This is a genomic window from Nocardia macrotermitis (assembly GCF_009604405.1).
GTDB classification, from domain to species: Bacteria; Actinomycetota; Actinomycetes; order Mycobacteriales; family Mycobacteriaceae; genus Nocardia; species Nocardia macrotermitis.
Genome location: NZ_WEGK01000001.1, coordinates 753,197 through 774,559 on the forward strand (window position 1 = coordinate 753,197; position 21,363 = coordinate 774,559).

A 21,363-nucleotide genomic window follows, 5' to 3' on the forward strand; every position below is an offset into this window, starting at 1 on the left:
TCCGGAGACCGGATGCGGCATCATGGAGGGGTGAGCACCGATACCCTCGTTCGCCCGGATTCGACCACCGACGAGTCGACCGACAGCGACACCCCCAAATACTTCCACTACGTCAAGAAGGACAAGATCGCCGAGAGCGCGGTCATGGGCACCCACGTCGTGGCCCTGTGTGGCGAGGTCTTCCCCGTCACCCGCTCCGCCAAGCCCGGCTCCCCGGTCTGCCCGGACTGCAAGCAGGTCTACGAAATGATGAAGCGGGACTGACCACCTCGGCAAGAACAGCAGAGCCCACGTCACCGCGGCCGCGATCAAGCCCCACCGGCACTGGTCGTCGTTGCCGGGTGCCGCGTCGTCGGTTTGTGCGGACGTCACCGACGCCAGCTGCGGAAATCGCGTCAGGACTGTGGGGCGGCCAGGTCGGGGAAGGTGCGGACGGCTTGGAGGGCGGCGGCCAGTTCGGCGAGGTCGAGGGGGTTGTCCAGGTCGGTGCCGAGGCGTTCTTCGAGGCGGCGAATTCGGTAGCGGACGGTGTTCTCGTGGCAGTGGAGTACGCGGCCCGCTTCGGCGGCGGAGCCCTTGGCGTCGAGCCAGGCCTGGGCGGTGTCGAGGTGGATGACGCGGTCGTCGTCGGGGAGTTCGAGGATCGAGCGTAGGACGCGGCGGGCGAAGGCACGGGTGCCGCCGGGGTCGTTGGTGATCAGGTCGCTGAGTGGGGTTGTCGGGGAGTTGGTGGATGCCGGCGGAGCCGGCCGGCAGGCTCGCCATCGCCGCTCGGGTGAATCGGGCGGCGCGCGGCTCAGCCGTGCCTGTGCAGGAAGCCGTACAGGATGGCCTGGGTGAGTTCGGCCACGATCGCGGACCGCGGCGGCTGTTCGGCGCCGAAGTAGGTCGAGCGCAGCGCGGCCATCCCGGCGATCATCGCGACCGTCGAATGTGCCGCCAGCGCAGGATGATCCGATCGCACCCCGCGCAACCGCATACCTTCGGCGCTGATCCGGCCGAGCGCGTCCAGGGCGCGGCGGATATCGGCGATGCCGGTGTCCTCGATCTCCTCCGGGCCGAGAGTTTCCGAGGCCAGCAGCGTGACGACCAGTCCCCGGTTCTCCACGAACAGGTCGTAGAGCTGTCCGGCGAACCGTCCGGCCAACTCCCGCTCGTCGGTTTCGTCCGGGACGACCGCGCGCCACATGCGGCCGAAATCGTCGACGAAACCGGTGAACGGCAGCACCACGGCCTCCCGGAACAGCGCCGCCTTGGAACCGAAGTTGCGGAACAGCAGATGTTCGCTCACCCCGGCGGCCTCGGCGATCTCGCGGGTCGTCGTGCTGCGGTAGTCCTGGCGGGCGAACAGGGTGCGGGCGGCGTCGAGCAGCAGCCGGCGCGGTTCGCCGCGCGGGCGGCGCGCCGGGGCGGGACGGTCGGAAGGCTTCTGAGACATGGTCGTTCGCTCCTGGAACGGCGCCGGCGGTTTCGATCCGATCATAGGACAGTGCCCGCTGTCCTGATTTAGGATAGTGAGCACTATCCAAAGCTTCGCGAAGCTCGTTTCGAAGGGGGTGCGGACGTGGGCGCAGGCATCATGCTGGGCACGCTGTTCGGGCTCGTCGTCGTCATCTTCGGTGTGGTGTGCCGGTTCGATCCGGAAGCCCGCCGCCGCGAACGGGAGCGTGCGCGATGACCGAGTCGACGCCGCTGTTGCAGATCGCCATCGGGTTCGCCTATCTCGGCGGGCTGGGGTTCCTCGCCGCCGGGATCTACCTGTCGTATCGCCGTCGCCGACTGCATCCGCTTGTGCTGCTGTGCATTTCGGCGATCTCGTTCTCCTGGATCGAGGCGCCCTACGACTGGGCCGTCTACGCGCAGTTCGCGCCCGCAATCCCGCGGATGCCGTCCTGGTGGCCGCTGAACATGACCTGGGGCGGGCTGCCGGCCGCGGTGCCGCCCGGGTACATCTCCTATTTCGTGCTGCCCGCCGTACTCGGCACGGCACTCGGGCGCTGGTTGATCGGCCGGTTCGGGTGGCGGCGGCCGCAGACGCTGCTCATCACCGGGCTCGCGACGGGTTTCGTGTGGGCTTTCCTGTTCAACGCGATTCTGGGCGCACGGTTCGGGGTGTTCTACTACGGCCGCGTCATCCACGGGCTGGCGCTGTGGGAGGGGACCAAACATCAGTACCCGCTGTACGACGCGCTCGCCATGGGGGTGCAGATGATGGTCTTCACCTATGTGTCGGGCCGGACCGATACCGCGGGGCGCACGGTCATCGACCTACTGGCGGAACGGATTTCGGCGAATCGGGTGCGGTCGTCGATCCTGTCGGTGGTGGGGATCGTCGTCCTGGGTACCGCGTTGTACGGCGCGGTCTTCGCGCCGCATCTGGTGACCAAACTTCAGGGCCGGGTGACCGCAGGGCCGACGGCGGAACTGTTCCCGGGGATACCGAATCAGCCTCGGTAGAGCTTGAAAATGTTGCCGCACAACGTGATACGAGGCGTTCCGCGCGATGCGGAACGCCTCGTCACTCACGGTACGGTGACCGGAAGTTTCGCCCATCCCCGCACACTCGAGGTGTGCGCCCGGACCGCCCCGGTCCGATCGAGTTCCCAATCCGGCCAGCGCAGCAGGACCTCCTCGAGCGCGACGCGGGCCTCCATGCGTGCCAGCGCGGCCCCGAGGCAGAAGTGCAATCCGAAGCCGAAGCTCAAATGACCTGCCTGCCTGTGGATGTCGAATCGGTCCGGCTCGGTGTACTGCCGTTCGTCGCGATTGGCCGAGGCGTTGAGCAGCAGCATCGACGCCCCCTCCGGAACCGGGTAGCCGTAGAACTCGGTCGCGGTCGCGACGTAGCGGGCCTGCACCGGGGAGGGCGGCTCGTAACGCAGCACCTCCTCGATGGCGTCGGGGATGAGCGAGTGATCCGCGACGAGTTCACGTCGTTGCCCGGGATGTTCGGACAGCAACTGCCCGATGAATCCGATGAGCCGCGTGGTGGTTTCGCTGCCCGCGCCGAAGATCATGCTGATGTACGTCAATATCTCCGTGCGCGTCAGCGGCCGGGTGCCGCCGTCCTCGCTCTCGACTTCCGCATTGATCAGATCGGTCATCAGATCGTCGGTCGGATTGCGGGCGCGCCAGTCGACGTATTCGGCGATGAGTTCCAGATTCGGCGGTTCGACCTTCATCCCCTCCCCCGGCGAACCGGATTCGAGCGTGATGATGCTGTCGGTGGTATCGCGAATCCGCGACTGGTCCTGCTGCGGAATGCCCAGCAGCGCACCGATGGTCTGCATGGGCATCGCGACGCCGATATCGGCGATGAAATCGAAACCGTCCGCGCCACGCAGCCGATCCAGCGCCTCGACGGCGAACTGCCTGGCCATGGGCTCGACGGCCGCGATCCGCCGGGGCGTGAAGACCCGCGCCAGAATCTTGCGGTGGATATCGTGCAGCGGCGGATCCTCGAACAGGATCAGCCCCGGCGGCATTTCCACACCGCTGGAAATGATATCCAGCACGGTGCCGCGGCCGGAACGGAAGGTGCGCCAGTCGTGCAGTCCTTTCGCGACGTCCGAATATCGGCTCAGCGCATAGAAATCGTATCGGTCGTTGTGATACAGCGGCGATTCCGCGCGCAGCCGCTGCCATATCGGATAGGGATCGTCGTCGATGGCGAAATCGTAGGGGTCGTAATACGGATCCGCCGCGAGGGTCTCGGACATGGGTCGCCGCCTTTCCACACCGTGCTAACCGAGCGGAACGCGCCCGGTGATGATGTCCATGAGCGGTTTGCCCGGGGCGTATGCGCCGGTGAGCGAGGACATCGCGTGGCCGCTGTCCACGATGAGCGTGATCCCGCTGACGCCGCTGGCCGCCGCGCTGTTGAGGAAGACCATGGCGTTGCCCATCTGCTCCGGGACGTGCAGTGCCGCACCGGTGGCGTCGCGATAGTCCTGCGCGAAGGTCAGCCAGCTGTCGGCATTGGCTCGGGCGAGCGGGGTATCGGTCGGGCCGGGGCAGATGGCGTTGATCCGAATCCCCTTCTCCAGCAGGCGATACGCGCGGGTCGCGACGTAGGCGTTGATGGCCTGCTTGCTGAAGCCGTAGTGCATCGCGCCGGTGGACTCGCGCTCCTGTACCCAGGCGTGCGCGGCCGCGTAATCCGGCGTGTCCAGGAACTCCAGCACCACCGGCAGGTTGTTCTCCCAGCCCATCCCGGCCACCGAGGAGATGAAACAGATCGCCGCGCCTCGCGGCAGTTTCCCGGCCGCGAGCAGCCGCTCCAGCAGATGCCGATGGCCGATGAAGTTGGCGCGCATCATATCCGGACCGTCCGCGATACCCGCCGCGGCGAAGACCGCGTGCACCGGACCGGCCAGCGCGTCGACCGCGGCATCGATCGAATCGGGATCGCGCAGATCCATCGGGACGACCCGATCGGTGGCGTAGTCGACGGGCGCGTTGTCCATCACCGTGACCTCGGCGCCCAGATCTTTCACGAGATGTGCGGCGGCAGCGCCCATTCCGGTCGCACCGCCGACGACGAGGACGCGCCTGCCGTCGTACCGGAACTTGTCGATCGCACTCATACTTCCTCCGGATCGAACGAACCTAACTTTTGTTCCAAACTAGCGAGCGGGGCGCGGTTGGTCAATACACCAGCCGCGGCCGCGGATGCACAACCCGGCTCGCCCGGGTCGAGGAGTTCACCGCACTCCCCGACCCTCGCCCACCCACCGAGGGCGATCACGCCGCGAGCGGCCGATCGACGGCTCACCCGAAATCAGCTCTCCCGCAATGTTATTCCCCGAGGTCGGCCGATATGGTTCAGACGCCGCAGGATCTTCTCCATCGGAACGTAGACATCGGCGGCGAGGTCGCGGAGCATGGCCAGCATCGTGCCGCTGTCCAAGTCGTGCGCGAGGAGGATCTCGTGGAAGACCATGACGCTGTAGACCTGCTTGCGGGTCAGCACGAGTTCGGGCATCCAATTGACCAGCCAGCGTTCCCCCGGGCACCCGCCCTCGCCGAGGCGGGAGGCGAATCCGTCCGTGTTGACGCTGGTGATCAGGATCGGTGTCGCGCGCAACGCCGCCAGATACGCCCCGGCCGGGCCGCGGTGGGCCTCGAACCATTCGACCGCGGCCAGTACCGGATGTCCGACCGGGATACCGGCCAGACCCGCCGACGTCCCCTCCACGTCGGCGGGAGCGGGCGATAGCCGACCGCCGCACCGGCGCGGGTCGCGCGCCGTCCCGCCCGACCGATACCCGAATACCGACACCTCCACCGAGGTGGCCGCCGAGCGCATCCGCTCGGCGGTCACCTGCCAGCCGGGAAAATTCGTCATACCGATCCATCGCGGAATGCCCCCTCGCGATTGAGGCTATCCGGCGCGCCACAGCGGACACGCCGCATTTGATTTCCGGTCCGCGGCCGAAAAACCGTGGCAATCAGTCGCTTCCGTCCACTGTGCCCCGATTCGGCCGGGCGGCCGTGGGAATTGTCAGGCCCGCCAGGTCTGTAGGAGTGGGACCAGGTAGCCGCGGGCGAAATCGCGGGCCTTGTCGGTGTCCTGCAACGGGATGACCGAGGTGGGGGTTTCGATCAGGGACATGATCAGGCGGGCGATGAGTTCGGCGACGATCGCGATGTCGAGGTCTGCGGGGATCTGGCCGGTGGTCTGCCAGCGTTGCAGATGGGGGGTGACCAGCATCCGGGACATGGTGACGGCGTCGGCGTCGGTGAGGAAATCGGTGAGCTCACCGGCGGCGGGTGATTCGCGGATGCTGCGGGTGAGCAGTTTCGGGGCGGCGGCCTCGTGCACGAAGGCCACGAAGACCTCGGTCATGGTCTGTTCCGGGCCGGTGGTGTGCTCGGCGACCTCGGCCAGCCGGGTCGCCAGGCGTAGCGCCTCGTCCATGATCGCCAGGCGCACCAGGTGCTGTTTGTGTCCGAAGCGGCGGTACACCGTCGCCACGCCGACGCCCGCGGCATCGGCGATGCGCTGCATGGTGGTCTCGCCGAAACCGTTGTCGGTGAAGCAGATTCGGGCGGCGGTGACGATCCTGCGGGAGGTGGGATCCAGCCGGCTCAGTCCGTCCACCAACGTGCCGAGCAGACCCTCGATATCCGGCATCGCTCAGGGCGCGGCGAAGGAGTCCAGCAGGACATTGCGATACCGCCGCCGGATGCGCTCGTACCGATAACGGTTGTAGGCCAACGGCGACAGTGCCAACCGGCGCGGCAGCCGCCGCCACGCGACCCGCAGGATCCGCACGTAGATCGCGAACTCCAGCCGGTCCCGGGCGGTGGCGCGGACCCCGAACAGCTCCCGCATCCGCGGATGGGCCACCGCGTCCGAGCAGACGATGGTGGGCCGGGCGGCCAGCTTCACCAGGACTCGCCAGATCGGGGCGAGCACCGGATGCAGGCCCGGCGGGATCAGGATCTTCGACGGCGGTGGCGCGAGGAAGCCGCGGCGGGCGAAGCGCAGGAACTCGTTGTCGGCCAGTTCGGTGGCGGCGACCTGGTCGTAGTAGTCGAGCATCTCCCGCACCGTCTCGGGCAGTTTGCCCGCGCGACTGGGCAATTCGAGGTACGCCATCTCCGCGCGCATGGTCCGGTAGACCAGTTCCCGATCCCGCTCGTCCAGTCGCGGCGCGCCGATGGTCAGGTAGGCCCGGTAGAACACGTGCAGCGAACTGACCGCCACCCAGATCCACAGTTCGGGAGCCAGGGCGCTGTAGCGGTCTTCGGCGAATTCGCCTCGGCCCGTTCCCTTCACGTCCGCGTGCAGGCGCTTGAGATCGCCCCGGAACGTCTCCCGGTCGGTCGGATCGCCGAATGCCATGAGCGCGGTGAAGGCCGCGCTGCGCACGCCGCGATCGGTGAAATTGTCGGCGAAACGTCCGGTGCGGTCCACGGCCGCGGCGATCCGGCGGTAGGCGACCTGGTCCAGGGCCAGCCCGCCGAAGACGCCGCCCAGCGGTGAGCCGAGGAACCACCGCACGTCCTCGGCCAGCGCCCGCTCGCGCGAATCGAGTTGTGCGTCAGGCTGTTCCGACGACGGGACAATGTCGTCCGCGGCGGATTCAGTGGTGGTCACGGTACCTCGTTCCTGTGGTGAGAGTTGTTGTCGGACAAGTAATCACACGATGGTCGCGCCGATGACGTAGCGCAGCCGCATATCCCAGATCGTGGCGAGCATGCCCAGCCGGACCACCGCGCGCGGGGTGAGCCGGTCCAGGGCCGCCAGACCGCGCTGCCAGCGGTCGAAGCGGCGTTGTTCGGCCGCGGTCCAGTCGAAACCCAGCTTCGCGCGCAGTTGCGGCGGCAGGTAGCCGAGTGTCATGAACAGGTCCCAGTCCCCCAGCAGCAGCTGCACCGGACGCGGCAGGAAGTCCAATCGCGCTATGCCGATGAGGAATTCGCGCATTCGGTCGTCGAAGTCGAGCCCGTCGAGTTGCTCGTTCCAGTAGCGGTCGAACGCCTCGCGATCGGCGGGCCACAGCCGCGGCGGCACCTGCAGCGTGGTCGCGAAAACCGAAGCGGCCCGGTGGATGTCGTCGGGATCGTGATAGGTGCGACCGCCCCGCAGGCGGCGGGTGTCACGGAACACCGCGGCCATGCACGCGGCGACCCAGAGTTGCAGGTCCGGATCGAAGGCGTTGTAGGACACCGGACTTCGCGGCGTCGAGCGGACCTGGGCGTGGACCGCGTCGATCGCCTCGCGATAGATCCGCCGATCCCGGGCGGTGCCGGCGACGGCCACCGCGATGTAGGTCATGGTGGTGCGGCCGCGTTTGATCGGATGTTTGTGCAGGTTGCCGCTGTCGACCCGGCTCTCCATCACCCCGTAGGCGATTCCGGCGCGCGCCAGCTGCATCACCACATTCGCCGCACCGTAAGCGGGCGAGAGCCACGCCGACATCTCGTCGGCGAGGAACCGGGTGTCCACGGCGTCGGTGTCCTGCCGGGCGGTGCGGCGGGGCAGCGGCGCGCGATCCTCGGGCGGCTGGGTCATATCGGTGTCCTTCCCGGCTTCGTCGGCGGGGCAGCGGATTTCAGCGTGTTCCGGCGATCGTTCGACCTTCCGGCAGTACTTCGACGCGATGGGCGAACGGGTGGCGGACGCGGTCCGGCAGTACCCGATCCAGCGCCCGGACCGTGCCGACGGCGCGGTCGAACCGCCGCGCTCGCGCGCGATTCCAGTCCAGCCCGATCCGCTCCCGGAATCGCGGCGGTAGCACACCGGCGGTGGTCAGCCGCAGCAACGCCGCCAACGGGATCGCGAAACCATTCCATACCGGTTGCGGCACAGTGAGTTTCGGTGGCACCGGCAGGGGCTTGCGGTCGAGGTCGATCAGCAGGTCGGTGGCGGCGTTGCGCTCGAGGACGTCGCCGACCGTATGCCGGTAGTAGTCCCAGAACTCCGCGCGGGTGGCCGGGACGACCCGTTCGGGAATCCGCAGCACCGCGGCCATATCCCGCCATTCCCGGAACAGCGCGTCCTCCCGCTCGGCGTCGATCCGGCCGTCGAACATCCGGCGGACGTCGGCGGGCCCGGCATAGCCGGTTGCGTGCACCCACAGGTAGGCATCGGAATTCAAGGCGTGGTAGCGGCGCCCCTGCGCGTCGGTGCCGGAGATGTCGCGGTGGAGCTGCCGTAGCCGCAACCCTTCCGCCACTGCCGCGTCGGCGCCGTGGAAACCGTTCATCCGGCGCACCGAGGCGAGCGTGCGGGTGATGCGTTCCCATCTGTCACTGAGGAATTCGGAATGGTCGAGCACGCCCGCACCCACCACCGGGTGCGCCACCTCGAGCAGCAGGATCGCCCGGCTCGCCAGCACCGACCGCCAGTCCACGCCCCAGCGCCAGGTCGCCGAGCCCGGACCGACCGGGCGCAGCGGGGAAGTCGATGCCGTCTCCTCGATGGACATCCTCGGCCTCTCTCCCGGCGATCGCGACGCCTTTGGTGATAGAAATTTCTGCCCCAACTATCACTCATGATGTCACAGATGATGAGAGTTTGATAGATCCAACTGCAAAGTCTCTCATCGGAGTTCACTCGACTGACGGGCGACGCCGAGCCGGTACCGGATCCTCTGGACGAACCGAGTTGCAGCATCTAGGTTAGTAGACACTTTCGCCGCAAAGTGTCCAGTTTTACCGGGGTGGCGGTGCTGAGAGCGCGTTCCGAATGTCGACGTCCGGAACCCTCGGGCAGCACGGCACCCGGTCCGGGACGCAGGTGGTGGAAGTCGACGAAAGGTGCGAATTGTGGGTTCCGGCAACGTCATCGGAGACGTGCTCGGTGGTCGGCGGCAGCGTGTCACGGGAGTGGTCGCGGCCGTGAGCGCGTTGATCGCGGGTACGGTGGCCGCCGCGCCGCCGAGCACGGCGACGCCCGGCACCTGCGGTACCCATTTCGTCGCGAGCTGGCTGGCGAGTCCCACCGATGCGATCGCGCCCGTCGACGCGTCGGGCGGACCGGTCCCCCTCCAGGTCACCGATCAAACCTTCCGCATGATCGTCACCCCGCATCTGGACGGGTCCGAGGTGCGGATCCATCTGACCAATCGGTTCGGGCTCACCCCGGTGACCTTCGGGCGGGTGAGTGTGGGCGCGCGGACCTCGGCGGCGGCGGTTCGCGACCCGCGACCGGTGCGTTTCGGCGGAAAACCCTCGATCACCGTGCCGCCCGGCGGCGATGTGGTCAGCGACCCGGTTTCCTTGCGGTTCAACGCATTCGAACCGCTCGCGGTGAGCGTCTACGTGCCCGGCGCGGCGGGTCCGCCGACCAAGCACTGGAATGCCAACGCCACCTCCTATTATTCGGCGGCAGGCAGTGGCGATCTGACCGCCCAGGCGAGCGGTCGGCGATTCGGATCCACCACGGGCTCATGGCTTTACGTCTCGGGCGTGGATGTCGCGGCCCCCGGTTCGGTACGCGCGGTCGTGGCGTTCGGCGACTCGATCACCGACGGCTTCGTCGGGTCCACCCCGCTCAGCGTTCCGGCCGATCGCGGCGTCGCCGATACCAACGGGCGCTACCCGGACCAGTTGCAACACGTGCTGGACCGGGCCGGGATCCCGATCTCGGTGGTGAACGCCGGAATCGGCAGCAATCGCCTGCTCTACAGCGGCGAACCGCTCATGCTCGGACCGAGCGGGCTGACCCGTTTCGATCGGGACGTCCTGGATCAGGCCGGAGTCGCCGGAGTACTGCTACAGGAGGGCATCAACGACCTGGGCCTGCTGCCCCGCCCCGACGCCGATCAGATGATCGCCGGATACCGCCAGCTCATCGAACGTGCGCACGCCCGCGGCGTCAAGATCTGGCTGGGCACGCTGCTGCCCGCCTCGAACGCCATCGTCGACGGGACGGTCCTCGCGCCGGACAGCGAGGCGACCCGGCAGCGGATCAACGCCTGGATCCGCACCCAGCACATCGCCGACGGCGTGGTGGATTTCGATGCCGCTCTGCGCGACCCGGCCGACCCGAGCGTATTGGGCGCGGTGGACAGCAGCGCCGATCATCTGCATCCCGGTCCGGTGGGTTATCAGGCCATGGCCGACGCGGTCGATCCGTCGCTGCTCGCCACCTCGACCGCCGAAAGTCCTTGCCACACGGGCTGATACTCGCGATATCCGTTCAGTCCGTGGAATCCTGTGGATACCAACGCAATTCGACGGTATTGCCGTCCGGGTCGGCGACGTAGACAGAGGTCGCCCGCCCGCGGGCTCCCCAGCGCGGAACCGGCCCCTCCCGAACCGTGAACACGCCGGAGTCGATGACCTCCTGCCAGTCCAGCGGCTCGACCACCAGGCAGATGTGATCGACGTTCGCCGCACCGCGCGGCAGGTGCTGGAGGTCGATGACCATCCGCTCGGTCACCCTGGCCGACGGGAACGGGACCCGGCCGGCCCGCCATTCCTCGACCCGCTCCGGAGTCAACCCCAATGTGCCGCAATAGAATTCGAGGGATCGCTCGACATCCGCGACATTCAGCACCACGTGATCGAAATCCACGACTCGCACGACGACCTCCCGGCTAGGGTCCGGGATCGATTCTAGTCGCGCGCGAAATGGCTCACGGCTTACGCGCCATCCCGCAGAAGAACGCGATCTCGGCGTCGAGCTCGGCCGCGGTCTTGGCATTGCCCACTTCCCCGGCGGGCGTCTCGTCCGGGGTCGGCCATACCCGGCTGACGACGACTCCGGGCTCGATCAGCTCGAGATCGCGGAAGAAATGCGAGATCTCCGCGTGGGTGCGCGGGAAGGCGTCCATCTTGTTACTGCGATACACCTCCCCGACCTCGGCCAATGCCGGATTGAGGTCGGGAGTCGCGTGCGTGATGGACAGGTAGCTGCCGGACGGAACGGCGGCCATGATCTTGTCCACGATCGTGTAGGGCACCGGGTCCGGGAAGAAATGCAGGATGCCGAAGCAGGACACGGCGACCGGCTCGTCCAGCAGATTCCGGAATTCCTCGGATTCGATCAGCCGATCGATGTCGGTGAGATCGATGTTGAGGAAGTCGACCAGCCCCTCAGCGGTGCCGTCCAGACTGCCGAAGGCCTGCGCGTGGGCCAGCACCACCGGATCGTTGTCGACGTAGACAATGCGGCTCTCGGGCTGGATCTCGTGCACCACCTGATGCAGATTCGGCGCGGTGGGAATGCCGGTGCCCAGGTCCAGGAAACGCCGGATGCCGCGCTCACCGGCCAGGAACTTCGTCGCCTTCACCATGAAGTTCCGGTTCTCGCGCGCGGCCCGCCGAATATTCGGGAACGCCTTCTCCACCTGGGCGGCCGCGGCCCGATCGGACGGATAGTTGTCCTTGCCGCCCAGGAAGTAGTCGTATATCCGAGCCTTCGAGGGTTGATTCACATCGAGCGCGACATCGTCCGTCATGCCGCACATCGTAGTCCCGCGACGAATCCCGCACTGCCGCTTCACGGTTGCCCCGGCGAAAGATGTCCTCGGAGTCACGGGCCGTCGCCCCGAGGACCCTCCCGCGCTATCCGGCCGCCGCGGCCACCTCCCGCGAAGTCCCGGCGGATGCCGCGTCCCGCGACCGCGATGTGCCGGATACCGCTGCCGCACACAGGATCCCGATGACGAAGCAGGCGATCGTGTACCAGATGTTGCCCACCGGACCGGCATTGCGCGCCCAGCCGTGCGAGGAGTGCAGGAAATCCGGTAGCGCGGCGATCCACAGCACGGCCAGCACCACCAGGTACACCACGCTGTAGACGCGAACGACGTTGTCCGAGTAGGCCGGAACCTCACCGCGCCGCAGCCGCAGCCACTGCCGCACCAGGATCGGAATCGCGATGGCGCTCAACACCACCAGTTCCGCGGCATAGAGCCAGCCGCGCACGGTGATGTTGTTCGCCCCGAGCACCGTGGCCGGAATCGGCAGCACCCCGGTACCCGCCGAACCCAGGATCCCGATCGCGATCGTCCGCCAAATCAGTTGCGGCGCACTCAATTTGCGTCCGGCATCCACATGCCGCCCGACGAACAGCTGCACGAAGAAGGCCAGCGACATCGGCCACAGCGCGGCGAACACCACCACACTCGACAACGGCACCGAATCGAACATCGGCTGATTGAGCGAATTACCGGTGGACCACTCCCACCACTTCAACTGCGGGCCGAGATGATCGAAGATCTCATAGAACGCGTGATGCACGAAGCCCACGCAGATCGCCCCCAGCAGCACCCCGTACCGCCGGAAAACCCCGAGCATGCGCACGATCTCGTAGGCGATCGTGGCCATGAACGGATAGATCGCCACGATGTACAGCGGCAACCGGCCCCACAGGAAATCGACCGTGAACACGTTGTGCGCGAACATCGTGTCCACATATCCGTCGATCCCGAACGCGGCCGGAAAGTACAGCGGCGGTTCGATGATGAACAGATAGGCCGTCGCACCCAGCCAGAGCACCAGATTGGTGGGATCACCCTCGCGACGCAGCCGCCGGATCGCGTGCACCAGCGTCAGCACCGCGCCCAGGATGATCAGCACCTCGAGCACCGGCAACGTCCAGTTCTCCAGCCCGAACGGATTGCGGAACGCGACGAGCCCGCCCTCGGTCCGGCAGGAGAAGCCCATCTCGGTCGCCAGCCGGGAGAACGTCGGCGAACAGTGATCGGACATGCGGACCCCTTACTTCGAATCGGCCAGTTCGGCTGTGTACCACAGGGTTACGTCATAACCCTCGTCGTACCGCCGGAACCACAGATCGGCCAGATCCGGCAGATTCTCGTGCTCGGGATTGTGTTTGGGCATCTGGCTGCGGACGATGCCGCCCAGCGCGACCAACTGCTCACGCAGCGGCAACTCGGTGAACGCGCGCGGCATGGCGCCGTTGTCGGGCACCCGCAGCGGCGGGATGAACCGGCCCAGCCGGCGACGGTGCCGGTGCATCGCGAACATGGACAGCGCGTCGACCTGCCGATCCGCCAGCGGCACATGGGCGTTGAAGCCCACGCACGCGATCCGGATCACCTTCATCACGTGCCGGAAGATCGAGGGCGCCATGCGCATCCGGTAGACGTCGCTGCCCACGATCGAATCGAAGATGATCAGCGCGGAGCTGCGGTGCTCGACCTCCTCCACGAAATGCCAGATGAACAGCGAGGCGACCCGGTCGTCACCGGGCGCGAACAGCGAGGCGTCGTTGTCCAGCATCAGCTTGAACACCGGGGTGAAGGTGGCCTCGAGGTCGGCGGTGTAGGCGAGGCGGTAGTCCAGCGAGGTGTTCACGGTGAGCGAGTCGAATTCGCCGATGACCTCGTCCAACGTCTCGCGCAGCCGCGGATAACGCCGGATCAGGCCGTTGACGTGCTGGCGGTGCGCGGTCGAGTGCTGCCCCTCCTGCCGCACGAACGCGTCGGCCTCCGCGGCCACCTCGGGATCGGTGATCCGCGGCATCGCCTCGCGAATCATGTTCACGATCATCTTCTCGAAGCCGATAGCCAGGAACGACACCGCATTGGCCATCGACGAGAACGCGGGATTGCGCTCGTTCCACAGGAACGGCACGTCGTAGTCCGCGAATGCGAATCGCATCTTGCGGACGTGTAGGTCGGTCACCTGCACTACCTCCATCGTTCGTCCGGGCATCGTCGCCCGCGCAGGCCGTTAGACAAGACGATCATACATAGGCACGTATGTTTGTATGATTGGATTCGCGAACAATGCCGCCACCAGGCATCGAACGGTTTCCTGGTAGCGTCGAGGGCCGATTCGATCGGGGGGAACACCCCGCGACACCGGTCCGAGCCGAGGAAGCAGGGCAGTGGCACGACGACGCGGGTGGGGCGGGAGCCCACCGGACAGTGACGAGGAGGCGGCGCGGCGGATCGTCGCGGCGGCCGTGGAATTGATCGGGCGGACCGGCTCGGAGGTCAATATCGCCGAGGTGGCCGAATCGCTCGGGGTGATCCGGCAGACGGTGTACCGGTACTTCCCGAGTTCGGACGCGCTGATGCGGGCCGCGGCGTTCGCGTCGGTGGACGGCTTCCTGGATCGGCTCGCGCAGCAGGTCAGCGGGATCGACGATCCGGTCGACGCGCTCACCGAGGGCGTGGTCTTCACACTGTCCGAGGTGCGGTCCACGCCGCATCTGGGGATTCTGCTGTCGAGCACCTACTCGAATCTGCAACCCGAGAGCCTGACCTCCGAGGAGGCACAGGCGTTCGGCGTCACCATGATCCGGCGTTTCGACGTGGACTGGGACAAGCACGGCTACGACGATCCCGCCCTGGCCGAACTGGTCGAATACGTGCTGCGGACCATGCAGTCGTTCTTCCTCGCACCCGGTAACCCCCCGCGCACCGACACCGAACTCCGGCGTTATCTGCGGCGCTGGATGGGCACCGCGATCCGGGCGCAGACCGATTCGGGTTGCCCGGACTGACAAGCCATTTCGGCTCTCTTCCCGAGCGGGCACACACCGCGAGCGATCCCACAGTTCGCTCACAGGGAGCTACCAGCGGCGCCGCGCATGCTGATCATCATGACCCTCGCAGCGCTGATCACCGCGTTCGTGGTTGCCGTCGTTCCGGTGGCACCCACCGAGCCGACACTGGTCGGCCTGGGCGCACTGGCCGCGGTGACCCATGCCTCCCCGATCGGCGTGATCCTGATCGCCACGCTGGGCTGTTCGATCTCCGATCACCTGTTCTACGCGGCCGGACGCTGGGGCGGCACGCGACTGCTCGGCCCGCTCGCGCGCGGCCGCGCCACCGCCCGCGTGACGACGTGGCTGCTCGAGCGGGCCGAACGCTATGGCGCGGCGGCGTTCATCGGCGGGCGCTGGCTGCCCGCGGGCGGCACCGCGGGCGCGGCACTGGCCGGAACCCTGGGCTGGCGACTGCGCCGGTTCACCCCCGCCTCGCTGCTCGGATCGCTGCTGTGGTCGTGCTACGCCACCGCGCTGGGCTACCTCGGCAGCACGGTCACCGGCAATCCCCTGGCGGGACTTGGCATTTCGCTGATCATCGCCATCGGCGTCGGACTGGTCGCGCGACTGGTACTGCACCGGCAGACCGCGGGCGAACCCGTCCCGACGCACGCCGAGGCCGAACCACCGACCATCGCTCCGGCCGCACCGGTACTGCTCGCCGCGTGAGCCGATTCGAGTCTCGCGGGCGGCGATTCGCACCAACTGCCCGGACACTCCGATGCGGCGTCACATGCCTCCGACGGGGCAAAGTTCGAGGATACGTGCGAGTAACACTCATACGCCGTGCACATATCCCTCTATTGGGTGCAGACTACGCACAACCACACCCGTCTCAAGGCCCATGAAAGGAGTTGGCGAGTGTTCAGCCGCATCGCCATCGTGAACCGGGGCGAGGCCGCCATGCGCCTCATCCACGCCGCTCGAGATCTGGCCGCGGAAACGGGGCAGGCGATCCAAACCATTGCCCTGTACACCGATGTCGACCGGAACGCGACATTCGTGCGCGAGGCCGACGTCGCCTACGATCTGGGCCCGGCCTCGGCCCGCCCGTACCTGGACCTCAAGGCCCTCGAGCGCGCCCTGGTCGCGACCAAGGCCGATTCCGCCTGGGTCGGTTGGGGTTTCGTCGCCGAGGATCCCGCTTTCGCGGAACTGTGCGACCAGATCGGCATCACCTTCATCGGCCCCAGCGCCGACGCCATGCGCAAACTCGGCGACAAGATCGGCGCGAAGCTGATCGCCGAGGAGGTCGGCGTCCCGGTCGCGCCGTGGAGCCGCGGCGCGGTCGAATCCGTCGAGGCGGCCGTGACCGCCGCCGGTGAGATCGGCTACCCGCTGATGCTCAAGGCCACCGCGGGTGGTGGCGGGCGCGGTATCCGCGTCATCACCAACGAGGCCGACCTGGTCGACGCCTACGAGCGCACCAGCCAGGAGGCCGCGCGCGCCTTCGGCAGCGGCGTCGTCTTCCTGGAGCGCCTGGTCACCGGCGCCCGGCACGTCGAAGTCCAGGTGATCGCCGACGGTCAGGGCACCGCGTGGGCGCTGGGTGTGCGCGACTGTTCGGTGCAGCGCCGCAACCAGAAGATCATCGAGGAATCGGCCTCGCCGGTGCTGAGCGCCGAGCAGACCGCCGACCTCAAGGCGTCGGCCGAACGGCTCGCGGTCACCGTCGGTTACCGCGGCGCGGCGACCGTCGAATTCCTGTACCACCCGGGCGAGCAACTGTTCGCCTTCCTCGAGGTCAACACGCGCCTCCAGGTCGAGCACCCGATCACCGAGTCCACCACCGGATTCGATCTGGTGCGCGCGCAGCTGCTGGTCGCCTCGGGCGGCAAGCTGGAGGGTGAGCCGCCGGTCGAGCGCGGTCACGCCATCGAGGCACGCCTGAACGCCGAGGATCCCGATCGCGACTTCGCGCCCGCGCCGGGCCGCATCGAACGCCTGGATCTGCCTGCGGGACCGGGCATCCGGGTGGACACCGGGGTCAGCGAGGGCGACACGATTCCGGCCGCCTTCGACTCCATGATCGCCAAGATCATCGCCTACGGCCGCAACCGCGACGAGGCCCTGGGCCGGTTGCGGCGCGCGGTCGGGCAGACCCGCGTCGTCATCGAGGGCGGCGCGACCAACAAGAGTTTCGTGCTGGATCTGCTGAACCAGCCCGAGGTCATCGACGCCAGCGCCGACACCGGCTGGATCGACCGCGTGCGCGGTGAGGGACGCCTGATCTCGCACCGGCACTCCGCGGTCGCGCTGGCCGCCGCGGCCATCGACGCCTACGAGGAAGAGGAGCGCGTCGAGCGGCACCGGCTGCTGTCCACCGCGTCGGGCGGACGTCCGCAGGTGCAGCACGAGAGTGGCCGTCCGCTGGATCTGAAGCTGCGCGGGGTCACCTACCGCGTGCGGGTGGCCCGCATCGGTGCGCACCGGTTCCGGATCGGCATCGAGGTCGGCGACGAGATCCGTACCGCCGCAGTCGATCTCGAGCGTTTCGACAGCCACACCTGCCATGTCGTGGTGAACGGCAGCCGCTACCGGCTGATCACCGGCACACACGGGCCGACCCACCTGGTCGACGTCGAGGGCGTCACCCACCGGATCAGCCGCGACGAGGGCGGCGTCGTGCGCTCCCCCGCGCCCGCGCTGGTCGTCGCGATGCCGCTGTCGGTCGGCGACGAGGTCGAGGCGGGCGCACCGGTACTGGTGCTGGAGAGCATGAAGATGGAGACGGTGCTGCGCGCGCCGTTCCGCGCCCGGGTCAAGGAGTGCGGCGTCTCGGTCGGCAGTCAGGTCGAGACCGGCGCCCCGCTGTTGCGGCTCGAGCCGCTCGCCGACGAGGGCGAGGAGACCGAGGACACCACCAGCGCCACCGTCGAACTGGATCTGCCCAGCGAATCGGATTCGGTCAGCCCGGACGAGCGGCTGGCGCGGGGACTGCAGGATCTGCGCAGTCTGCTGCTCGGCTTCGACGTCGACCCGCACGACGAGAGCCGCGTGGTCGAGGACTACCTGGCCGCGCGCCGGGCCTCGATCGCGAACAACCACCGGCCGCTGGCCGAGGAACTCGAACTCGTGCAGATGTTCGCGGACCTCGCCGAACTCAGCCACAACCGGTCGTGGGACGAGGAGGGCGAGCACGGCCACGTGCACAGCGCCCGCGAGTACTTCCACACCTACCTGCAGAGCCTGGACGTCGAGCGGGCGGGCCTGCCCGAGGCGTACCGGACGCGGCTGTCGAATGCGTTGGCGCACTATGGGATCAGCGATCTGGACCGCACCCCCGACCTCGAGGGCGCGGTGTTCCGGATCTTCCTGGCGCAGCAGCGTCCGGCGGACACCGTCACCGTGATCACCACACTGTTGCGCGAGTGGCTGCGCGAGCCGGTGCCGGACCGGGTGCTGCGCGAGCCGGTCGGCCTGGCGCTCGAGCGCCTGGTCACCGCGACGCAGGTGCGTTTCCCGGTGGTCGCCGACCTCACCCGCGGTCTGGTGTACGCCTGGTACGGCCAGCCGCTGCTGCGCCGCAACCGGGCGCGCGTCTACACCAACGTCCGGAAACACCTGCGGCACTTGGACGCTCACCCGGATTCGGCGGATCGCGCCGAGCGGATCGCCGAGACCGTGCGCAGCACCGAGCCGCTGGTGCGGCTGCTGGGCCAGCGTCTGGTCCGCGGCAGCCTGGACAACTCGGTGATGCTCGAGGTGCTGACCCGCCGCTACTACGGCAACAAGGGTCTGAGCGATGTGCGCACCCAGCAGGTCGGCGACTGCTCCTTCGTGATCGCCGAACGTCGTGGCACCAGCCTGGTTTCGGCCGCGGTCAGCTTCGACGCCCTGGACACCGCGCTGCGCGGCCTGGCCGAACTGGCCACCGGCACGATGTCCATCGAGGCCGACATCTACCTCGGCTGGGAGCACCAGCCCGAGGACTTCGACGCGATGGCCGTGGCCCTGCAGGAAGTGCTGGCCGCGCATCCGCTGCCGAACCAGGTGCACCGCATCACCACCACCGTCGCCGGTAGCGGCGGCGCGGTCATGCACCACCACTTCACCTTCCGCCCCACCTCGACCGGTATGGCCGAGGAGCGGCTGATCCGCGGTCTGCACCCGTACATCGCGGAGCGGATGCAGATGAAGCGGCTGCGCAAGTTCGATCTGACCCGGTTGCCGTCTTCGGACGACGACGAGGTGTATCTGTTCCGCGGTGTCGCGAAGGAGAACCCGGCCGATGAGCGGCTGATCGCCTTCGCCCAGGTCCGCGACCTGACCCCGCTGCGTGAACACGACGGCCGGCTGCTCGCGCTGCCGACCGCCGAGGCGACGATCGCCACCTGCCTGGACTCGATCCGGCGCGCGCAGTCCCGGCGACGTTCGGCGAAGCGGTTCAACACCAACCGCATCGTCATGTACATCTGGCCGCCGATCGATCTGACGGCCGCGGAGTTCGCGACGATCGTCGCGCGCGTCGAGCCGACCACGATCGGCGCGGGGCTGGAGGAGATCCTGATCATCGCCCGCGAGCGGGACCAGGAGACCGGTGAGCTGACCAAGGTCGCCATCCGGATCTGCTTCGATCCGACCGGCGGCACGGAGACGATCGTCGGCGAACGCACCGACGAGGCGGTCGAGCCGCTGGACGAGTACCGGCAGAAGGTGCTGCGCGCGAGCAGCCGCAACACCGTCTACCCGTACGAATTGACCGGTCTGCTGGGCGATTTCACCGAGTACGACCTCGACGAGAACCACGCGCTGGTGCGCGTGGACCGGCCGCGCGGACACAACACCGCGGCGATGGTCGCGGGTGTGGTGAGCACCGCGACCGAGCGCTATCCCGACGGCCTGACCCGTGTCGTGCTGCTCGGCGATCCGACCAAATCCCTCGGCGCACTGTCGGAACCGGAGTGCCGCCGGGTGATCGCGGCGCTGGATCTGGCCGAGCAGATGCGGGTGCCGCTGGAGTGGTACACGCTGTCCTCGGGCGCCCGGATCTCGATGAAGTCCGGTACCGAGAACATGGACTGGGTGGCCGCGGCGCTCAAGCGGATCGTCGAGTTCACCCAGGACGGCGGCGAGATCAACCTCGTGGTCACCGGCATCAACGTCGGCGCGCAGCCGTACTGGAACGCCGAGGCCACCATGTTGATGCACACGCGCGGCATCCTGGTCATGACACCGGATTCCACGATGGTGCTGACCGGTAAGCAGGCACTGGACTTCTCCGGTGGCGTGTCGGCCGAGGACAACTTCGGCATCGGCGGTTACGACCGCGTGATGGGTCCCAACGGTCAGGCGCAGTACTGGGCGCCGAATCTGACTGCGGCGCGGGCCATTCTGATGTCGCACTACGATCACACCTACGTCGTGCCCGGCGAGCAGTCGCCGCGGCGGGCGTCGACCGGCGACCCGGTCGATCGTGACGTCTCCGGATACCCGCATGTGTTGGCGGACAGCGATTTCGGCACCGTCGGGGAGATCTTCTCCAGCGCGAAGAACCCGGATCGCAAGAAGCCCTTCGATATTCGGACCGTGATGCGGGCGCTGTCGGATCAGGACCACCCGGTGCTGGAGCGCTGGGCGGGTATGGCCGACGCGGAGACCGCCGTCGTGCAGGACGCACACCTCGGCGGAATTCCGGTGTGCCTGTTGGGTATCGAGTCGCGCGGTGTGCCGCGGCGCGGTTACACCCCGACCGACGGCCCGGACACCTACACCGCGGGCACGCTGTTCCCGCAGTCCTCGAAGAAGGCGGCGCGGGCGATCAACGCGGCCAGCGGCAACCGGCCGCTGGTGGTGCTGGCGAACCTGTCCGGCTTCGACGGATCGCCCGAGTCGATGCGCAAGTTGCAGCTCGAATACGGCGCCGAGATCGGCCGTGCGATCGTCAACTTCGAGGGTCCCATCGTGTTCACCGTGATCTCGCGGTACCACGGCGGCGCGTTCGTGGTGTTCTCCAAGGCGCTCAACCCGAATATGACGGTGCTGGCGCTGGAGGGTTCGTTCGCCTCGGTGCTCGGTGGCGCCCCGGCCGCGGCCGTGGTGTTCTCCGGCGAGGTGGACACCCGCACCGCGACCGATCCCCGGGTGCGCGAAATGGAGTCGCGGGCGAGCAACGCGACCGGTGCGGACCGGGCGGCGCTGACCGCCGAACTCGACGAGACCCGGACCTCGGTCCGGGCCGAGAAGCTCGGCGAGGTGGCCGCGGAATTCGATCGCGTGCACAGCATTCAACGCGCGGTCGAGGTCGGTTCGGTCGATGCGATCGTGCGTACCGAGGAACTGCGGCCGCGCATCATCGAGGCGATCGAGGCCCGGCTGTCGAACTGAGATCCGTCGCCCGGACGCGGTGAGAACCGCGTCCGCAAGACCCGGCGTCGCGC

Annotated in this window: 19 protein-coding genes; 6 read left to right on the forward strand and 13 right to left on the reverse strand. The window is 67.8% G+C overall.

Going from position 1 to position 21,363, the window contains the following annotated elements:
- The first annotated feature begins 30 nt into the window (after window positions 1-30).
- Complete coding sequence (locus tag NRB20_RS03250; RefSeq protein ID WP_319944390.1) at window positions 31-264, forward strand: DUF3039 domain-containing protein; 234 nt, start codon at window positions 31-33, stop codon at window positions 262-264.
- Window positions 265-395: 131 nt separating this feature from the next.
- On the opposite strand, the gene NRB20_RS39490 is transcribed toward NRB20_RS03250, so the two are convergent.
- Together NRB20_RS39490 and NRB20_RS03260 are read right to left on the reverse strand one after the other, a co-directional pair.
- On the reverse strand, window positions 396-800 hold the full coding sequence (locus NRB20_RS39490; RefSeq protein ID WP_153407850.1) for a helix-turn-helix domain-containing protein: 405 nt from the start codon (window positions 798-800) through the stop codon (window positions 396-398).
- Entirely contained in the window at window positions 797-1,438 is a 642-nt protein-coding gene (locus tag NRB20_RS03260; RefSeq protein ID WP_153407609.1) for a TetR/AcrR family transcriptional regulator, read from the reverse strand. The genes NRB20_RS39490 and NRB20_RS03260 overlap by 4 nt, the downstream gene beginning before the upstream one ends.
- Window positions 1,439-1,674: 236 nt before the next feature.
- Between NRB20_RS03260 and NRB20_RS03265 the strand changes: the two genes are divergently transcribed.
- Window positions 1,675-2,457 (forward strand): spirocyclase AveC family protein, encoded by a 783-nt coding sequence (locus NRB20_RS03265; RefSeq protein WP_153407610.1) that lies wholly within the window; start codon window positions 1,675-1,677, stop codon window positions 2,455-2,457.
- A gap of 65 nt (window positions 2,458-2,522) precedes the next feature.
- Here NRB20_RS03265 and NRB20_RS03270 read toward each other — a convergent pair whose 3' ends face one another.
- The 7 genes from NRB20_RS03270 to NRB20_RS03300 form a co-directional block, all read right to left on the reverse strand.
- Entirely contained in the window at window positions 2,523-3,719 is a 1,197-nt protein-coding gene (locus NRB20_RS03270; RefSeq protein ID WP_153407611.1) for a cytochrome P450, read from the reverse strand.
- A 24-nt stretch (window positions 3,720-3,743) separates the two neighbouring features.
- Window positions 3,744-4,586, reverse strand: coding sequence for an SDR family oxidoreductase (locus tag NRB20_RS03275; RefSeq protein WP_153407612.1), 843 nt, complete (start codon window positions 4,584-4,586; stop codon window positions 3,744-3,746).
- 194 nt (window positions 4,587-4,780) lie between these two features.
- Window positions 4,781-5,347 carry a hypothetical protein gene (locus tag NRB20_RS03280; protein ID WP_153407613.1) on the reverse strand — a complete coding sequence of 189 codons (567 nt, stop codon included), beginning with the start codon at window positions 5,345-5,347 and terminating at the stop codon, window positions 4,781-4,783.
- A 156-nt stretch (window positions 5,348-5,503) separates the two neighbouring features.
- A complete protein-coding gene (locus NRB20_RS03285) occupies window positions 5,504-6,136 on the reverse strand; it encodes a TetR/AcrR family transcriptional regulator (protein WP_153407614.1) in 633 nt (210 codons plus the stop codon).
- Window positions 6,137-6,139: 3 nt separating this feature from the next.
- A complete protein-coding gene (locus tag NRB20_RS03290; RefSeq protein WP_406603772.1) occupies window positions 6,140-7,105 on the reverse strand; it encodes an oxygenase MpaB family protein in 966 nt (321 codons plus the stop codon).
- Window positions 7,106-7,147: 42 nt separating this feature from the next.
- The gene (locus tag NRB20_RS03295; protein WP_153407615.1) at window positions 7,148-8,023 is read right to left on the reverse strand and encodes an oxygenase MpaB family protein; all 876 of its coding nucleotides are present in this window, start codon (window positions 8,021-8,023) and stop codon (window positions 7,148-7,150) included.
- Between the two features lie 40 nt (window positions 8,024-8,063).
- A complete protein-coding gene (locus tag NRB20_RS03300; RefSeq protein WP_153407616.1) occupies window positions 8,064-8,939 on the reverse strand; it encodes an oxygenase MpaB family protein in 876 nt (291 codons plus the stop codon).
- A 340-nt stretch (window positions 8,940-9,279) separates the two neighbouring features.
- On the opposite strand from NRB20_RS03300, the gene NRB20_RS03305 reads away from it, so the two are divergent.
- Window positions 9,280-10,638, forward strand: a complete 1,359-nt coding sequence (locus NRB20_RS03305) for an SGNH/GDSL hydrolase family protein (RefSeq protein ID WP_319944391.1) — start codon at window positions 9,280-9,282, stop codon at window positions 10,636-10,638.
- Window positions 10,639-10,654: 16 nt separating this feature from the next.
- Here NRB20_RS03305 and NRB20_RS03310 read toward each other — a convergent pair whose 3' ends face one another.
- The 4 genes from NRB20_RS03310 to NRB20_RS03325 form a co-directional block, all read right to left on the reverse strand.
- Window positions 10,655-11,041: a VOC family protein gene (locus tag NRB20_RS03310; RefSeq protein WP_319944392.1), complete on the reverse strand. Its 387-nt coding sequence runs from the start codon at window positions 11,039-11,041 to the stop codon at window positions 10,655-10,657.
- 52 nt (window positions 11,042-11,093) lie between these two features.
- Window positions 11,094-11,918, reverse strand: a complete 825-nt coding sequence (locus NRB20_RS03315; RefSeq protein WP_153407618.1) for an SAM-dependent methyltransferase — start codon at window positions 11,916-11,918, stop codon at window positions 11,094-11,096.
- A gap of 106 nt (window positions 11,919-12,024) precedes the next feature.
- A complete protein-coding gene (locus tag NRB20_RS03320) occupies window positions 12,025-13,173 on the reverse strand; it encodes a hypothetical protein (RefSeq protein WP_227833119.1) in 1,149 nt (382 codons plus the stop codon).
- Between the two features lie 9 nt (window positions 13,174-13,182).
- Window positions 13,183-14,112: a metal-dependent hydrolase gene (locus NRB20_RS03325; RefSeq protein WP_319944393.1), complete on the reverse strand. Its 930-nt coding sequence runs from the start codon at window positions 14,110-14,112 to the stop codon at window positions 13,183-13,185.
- 205 nt (window positions 14,113-14,317) lie between these two features.
- On the opposite strand from NRB20_RS03325, the gene NRB20_RS03330 reads away from it, so the two are divergent.
- The 3 genes from NRB20_RS03330 (at window position 14,318) to NRB20_RS03340 (ending at window position 21,310) form a co-directional block, all read left to right on the forward strand.
- Window positions 14,318-14,938, forward strand: coding sequence for a TetR/AcrR family transcriptional regulator (locus NRB20_RS03330; protein ID WP_319944394.1), 621 nt, complete (start codon window positions 14,318-14,320; stop codon window positions 14,936-14,938).
- 99 nt (window positions 14,939-15,037) lie between these two features.
- Window positions 15,038-15,652 carry a DedA family protein gene (locus NRB20_RS03335; RefSeq protein WP_194289698.1) on the forward strand — a complete coding sequence of 205 codons (615 nt, stop codon included), beginning with the start codon at window positions 15,038-15,040 and terminating at the stop codon, window positions 15,650-15,652.
- A gap of 192 nt (window positions 15,653-15,844) precedes the next feature.
- Complete coding sequence (locus tag NRB20_RS03340; RefSeq protein ID WP_319944395.1) at window positions 15,845-21,310, forward strand: ATP-binding protein; 5,466 nt, start codon at window positions 15,845-15,847, stop codon at window positions 21,308-21,310.
- The last annotated feature ends 53 nt before the right edge of the window (window positions 21,311-21,363 follow it).